We start from the raw sequence: 4,616 nt of genomic DNA, 5'->3' as shown, positions 1-4,616 counted from the left end.
AAAAATAATACGAAACATAGTGATCTAATGGGGTGTGTACTATCTGAGTTGGGTGATTTTTACTCAGCTTACAGCGGAGTGGTGCTGTTCTGTGACTCAGACTACTACCCTTACCTTTGTAAGCATGCTGGGCTTTTTTTCATGGTTTTTGATCTTAGTAGTTGTTCAGCAGATCTAGCTGACGGGCAGCTAAAACAAAAAATTGAATCTTTAATGAGTTTGTCAGTGAAGAAATTCATGCAGATTAAAAGAGAGCTTCTTATTAGTAATGGTATTTTGATGAGGCTGCCATATCGTAATTTTATCAATCCGTTGCTAAGGGGATTCTTTGATTCTCTAAAGAGGGTTCATGAGATTGATATAGGTAATCTTGCTGCTGATATAAAGAAAATAAAAAACGATTGCTATAAAAAAGTGCCAGATGTAAATCCCGGTAGAATATTTGTAGATGTAAACTTGAATAATTTCGTTTTTGGTCACGAATATCATTCAAAGCAAGGTACGTCGTCTGCAAATGGGCATGTTTTACTTTGCGATGTAAGCTCTAAGTATAGGTTTAGTCATAGGATCGATGAGTTTAGGCATTTTAATGTGCAGAAAAGGGGTAAGAAACCCATATCTGGATCATTTTATAACTGCCATGACACAAGGGAAAGTATAAATAAGGAGACTCATATTAACATGTTTACGAGTGATTTCATGGAGTATTGAAGTAAAAAAGGCCAAGATTTCTCTTGGCCTTTTTTTGGGTAAAAATACCCTATTACTTTTGGTCAGTACTTAAAATGAACGTCTTACTATAGCACAAAGATATTTTCTCAAAATGCTACAGCTCGATCTTATCATCGACTTATGGATGCTTGCCCTCAGCACAACACAAGTGTTAACGAATGTTGTGAGCTGACTACACATCAGTCTTCAGGTGCTTCTTTCGGCTAACTAAATTGCCAGACAAAATCCGTCACCTCGTGAACATCCTACCTTCAAAATACAAGGCGGAGAGTTCTTGTACTTGCCAAACATAAATCTTTAGTGAAGTGATAATACCATGCTTTTTAGGCTGCGACCAATCCTGCGCGTATTGACCGCTATCTAGCGTTAGACGTAGTATCTGATTCTGTAAAAGAAAAAACCACCGCTACCAACGGTGGTTTTTCAAGGTTCTTAGAGCTACCAACTCTTCGAACCGTGGTAACAGTCTTGTGCGAGACATGTCACCAAATCTGTCCTTCCAGTGTAGCCTCAGACAGGCCACTACTTCAAGAACTCTCGATACATCTCTCGCACATCCTGTTTACCAGTGGCCGTTGCCAATGGCGATTAGTCGTGTCTTTCCGGGTTGGACTCAAGACGATAGTTACCGGACAAGGCGCAGCGGTCGGACTGAACGGGGGGTTCGTGCATACAGTCCAGCTTGGAGCGAACTGCCTACCCGGAACTGAGTGTCAGGCGTGGAATGAGAAAACGCGGCCATAACAGCGGAATGACACCGGTAAACCGAAAGGCAGGAACAGGAGAGCGCACGAGGGAGCTACCAGGGGGAAACGCCTGGGATCTTTATAGTCCTGTCGGGTTTCGCCGCCACTGATTTGAGCGTCAGATTTCGTGATGCTTGTCAGGGGGGCGGAGCCTATGGAAAAACGGCAACGCCGCATCCTTTTCCCGCTCTTCCTGATTTCCACTCAGTCTCTTTATCCCGCCATTCGTGAGCCGGTAACGCCCGCCGCAGTCTCACGGCAGGAGCGCAGCGACCGAGTGAGCGAGGAGGCGTCATATCATCCTTACCTGCATATTGCACTTACGCCCCATATCCACATTTTTCTCCTGCCACATTAAGCACTTTCCTGAGTTACCACTCCGATCTAACATATTAAGCCAGTATACACTCCGCTAGCGCTACGTGACTGGTTCAGGGCTGCGCCCCGAAACCCGCTAAAAGCCGCTGACGCGCCTGCGGCTTGTCCAACACCGCGCCGACCGGGAAAAGATTTCCCGCCCGTCCCGGCGTTATCAGGAGGCCGGATTGGCAGACAAACGCAGCAAAATGCTCACGATGTGGGTAACGGAAGATGAGCACCGGCGTCTGCTGGAACGCTGCGACGGTAAGCAGCTCGCAGCCTGGATGCGGCAGACGTGTCTGGACGAGAAGCCTGCCCGCGCCGGCAAACTTCCGTCGCTCTCGCCGGCGCTGCTTCGTCAGCTTGCCGGCATGGGGAACAACCTTAACCAGATTGCCCGGCAGGTTAACGGCGGTGGTGGCAGCGGGCACGACCGCGTGCAGGTGGTCGCCGCGCTGATGGCCATCGATACCGGACTCGAGCGATTGCGGCATGCCGTACTGGAAAAGGAGGCAGGCGATGATCGTTAAGTTTCACCCGCGTGGGCGCGGCGGCGGCGCCGGTCCGGTGGATTATCTGCTGGGCAAAGACCGGCAGCGTGAAGGCGCCACTGTCCTGCAAGGGAAGCCGGAAGAGGTGCGGGAGCTTATCGACGCCTCGCCCTACGCCAAAAAATACACCTCCGGCGTCCTGTCCTTTGCCGAAGAGGACTTACCGCCCGGCCAGCGTGAAAAGCTGATGGCGAGCTTCGAGCGGGTTCTGATGCCCGGACTCGATAAAGACCAGTACAGCGTGCTTTGGGTTGAGCACCAGGACAAGGGGCGGCTGGAGCTGAACTTCCTGATCCCGAACACGGAGCTGCTGACCGGCAGGCGTCTCCAGCCGTATTACGACCGCGCCGACCGTCCGCGCATCGATGCCTGGCAGACCATAGTGAACGGCAGACTGGGGCTGCATGACCCGAACGCGCCGGAAAACCGGCGGGCCCTGGTCACGCCGTCCGCGCTGCCGGAAACGAAGCAGGAAGCCGCTCAGGCGATTACGCGGGGTTTACTGGCCTTAGCCTCGTCCGGGGAGCTGAAAACCCGTCAGGACGTCACTGAGGCGCTGGAAAGCGCAGGTTTTGAGGTGGTGCGCACCACGAAAAGCAGCATCAGCATTGCCGACCCGGACGGGGGGCGAAACATCCGACTGAAGGGAGCCATCTATGAACAGTCTTTTAACGCTGGCGAAGGACTTAGAGCAGAAATCGAAAGCGCAGCAGCAGAGTACCGGCGAGATGCTGAAAGCCGCATTCAGCGAGCACGAGAAGTCTGTCAGAGCGGAACTGAGCGAAAGCGAGAAGAGAATCAGCGCCGCCATCCTCGACCACGACCGGAAGCTGTCCTCAGCCATGAGCCAGCGCACGAAAGGGATGCTGCGCATGGTCAGCCAGACGTGGCTGACCATCGTCCTGGTGTCCGCGCTGCTGATCGCCTCGGGCGCGGCCATTCTGTGGTGGCAGAGTCAGCAGATACTCGACAATTACACGACCATCCGGGAGCAGAAGAGCACGCAGGCCATGCTGTCAGAGCGGAACAGCGGCGTGCAGCTCTCGACCTGCGGCGAGCAGAGACGCCGCTGCGTGAGGGTGAACCCGGAAGCGGGACGGTTCGGAGAGGATTCGAGCTGGATGATACTGGCGGGGAAATAGCACATGACGGAGCTGGAAAAACAGTTGCTGAGCGCATTAGAGCAGCTACAGCAGGACTACTCGAAAAGGCTGGACGAGTGGGAGAACGCCTTCGCGGAATGGCGGACGATGTCTGGTCTTATGCAACGGGAGAACGCGGCGCTGAGCGAGCGCGTCACGGGCTTGAGCAGGCAGGTGCAGAGTTTGAGCGAGCAGCTGCGCCGGTTGTCGCAAGGCTGAACGGTATCGAGGCGCACCGGGAGCAGGTGCGCGCGGTGCAGCACCAGAAATCGCTGGAGCTGGAACGATCGCAGCGCCAGCGTACTTATGACGGCCCGTCGCTGTGATAACTGGTGAAAATCGGGCTTATAGCACCCAATCAGCACCAAACCTGCGTGTAATCATTGTGTTGCATGGCTATGCAAAACGGGTAAATTTATCCCGTGCGTTTCCGGCGTCTTTCCGGTGTGTCTGTCGCCACTTATGCCCGTTTCGCGCCGGAAACGCACCCAACCCGGATCGGCAGGTGCAGCCAAGAGATGTTATGGTAAATGAATTTTATTTAAGGATGACTTATGAGTGATATTAAGAAGAAGTTAAGTGTAGAAGTTAGAAATTATTGGAATAAAAAACACAAACCTTTGCTGTTTAGTACAATTGGCGATAAGTTCAAAGAAATAAAGTCAGAAGAAGGTTTTGTTAACATAGGTGGTTGGATTTCTGAAAACATAAATGATCTTGACGCATTTATTTATAGTGACCCCAACAAACCAGAATACATCGGTTTAGTTCCTAATGGGGAAGAGTACGAGCCGGAAGAGCCTAAACTATTTTCTACAAAGATAAGTAAGAAAAGTCAGAATAATGAAAGGCTGGTTTTGGATTTTCTTTCAATCCTTAACGATCTAAGTGATGATGATTTGAAGCGAGTGATCATCCCAACGGATATTTTGGTTAGACTTATGAAGTAATCGCTCATGATTAATTTTATTTTTATTTCAAAGGATGACCGGCTTTTGTCATTTGCCGGTAGTGAACCATCATTGCCTATAAATGAATCTTTGATTTCAAACGGAGAAAAAGGAGTTATCTCGAAAGTAAAAATA

At 50.8% G+C, this 4,616-nt stretch carries 7 protein-coding genes; 6 read left to right on the top strand and 1 reads right to left on the bottom strand.

What is annotated here, in order from left to right; all coding sequences use genetic code 11:
• The 3 genes from NMC31_RS25840 to NMC31_RS25830 all read left to right on the top strand — a co-directional run.
• On the top strand, nt 1-711 hold a 711-nt coding region (locus NMC31_RS25840), incomplete at its 5' end, for a hypothetical protein (RefSeq protein WP_253899390.1).
• A 921-nt stretch (nt 712-1,632) separates the two neighbouring features.
• Nucleotides 1,633-1,836 carry a hypothetical protein gene (locus tag NMC31_RS25835; protein WP_253899389.1) on the top strand — a complete coding sequence of 68 codons (204 nt, stop codon included), beginning with the start codon at nt 1,633-1,635 and terminating at the stop codon, nt 1,834-1,836.
• Between the two features lie 208 nt (nt 1,837-2,044).
• Nucleotides 2,045-2,368 (top strand): MobC family plasmid mobilization relaxosome protein, encoded by a 324-nt coding sequence (locus NMC31_RS25830; protein WP_201506694.1) that lies wholly within the window; start codon nt 2,045-2,047, stop codon nt 2,366-2,368.
• Between the two features lie 181 nt (nt 2,369-2,549).
• On the opposite strand, the gene NMC31_RS26395 is transcribed toward NMC31_RS25830, so the two are convergent.
• Nucleotides 2,550-2,795 (bottom strand): hypothetical protein, encoded by a 246-nt coding sequence (locus NMC31_RS26395; RefSeq protein ID WP_064291449.1) that lies wholly within the window; start codon nt 2,793-2,795, stop codon nt 2,550-2,552.
• 250 nt (nt 2,796-3,045) lie between these two features.
• Here NMC31_RS26395 and NMC31_RS25820 point away from each other — a divergent pair, with 250 nt between their 5' ends.
• From NMC31_RS25820 to NMC31_RS25810, 3 genes are all read left to right on the top strand, one after another.
• Nucleotides 3,046-3,531: an MbeB family mobilization protein gene (locus NMC31_RS25820; RefSeq protein ID WP_110606109.1), complete on the top strand. Its 486-nt coding sequence runs from the start codon at nt 3,046-3,048 to the stop codon at nt 3,529-3,531.
• Nucleotides 3,532-3,534: 3 nt separating this feature from the next.
• Complete coding sequence (locus NMC31_RS25815; protein WP_000137421.1) at nt 3,535-3,750, top strand: MbeD family mobilization/exclusion protein; 216 nt, start codon at nt 3,535-3,537, stop codon at nt 3,748-3,750.
• Between the two features lie 335 nt (nt 3,751-4,085).
• Nucleotides 4,086-4,481 carry a hypothetical protein gene (locus NMC31_RS25810; protein ID WP_182928887.1) on the top strand — a complete coding sequence of 132 codons (396 nt, stop codon included), beginning with the start codon at nt 4,086-4,088 and terminating at the stop codon, nt 4,479-4,481.
• Nucleotides 4,482-4,616: the final 135 nt, after the last annotated feature.

Origin of the sequence: Pseudocitrobacter vendiensis (assembly GCF_943590815.1) — a bacterium.
GTDB lineage: Bacteria > Pseudomonadota > Gammaproteobacteria > Enterobacterales > Enterobacteriaceae > Pseudocitrobacter > Pseudocitrobacter vendiensis.
Note: the sequence above shows the minus strand (reverse complement) of the source record. Positions and strands in the feature narration are given on the sequence as shown.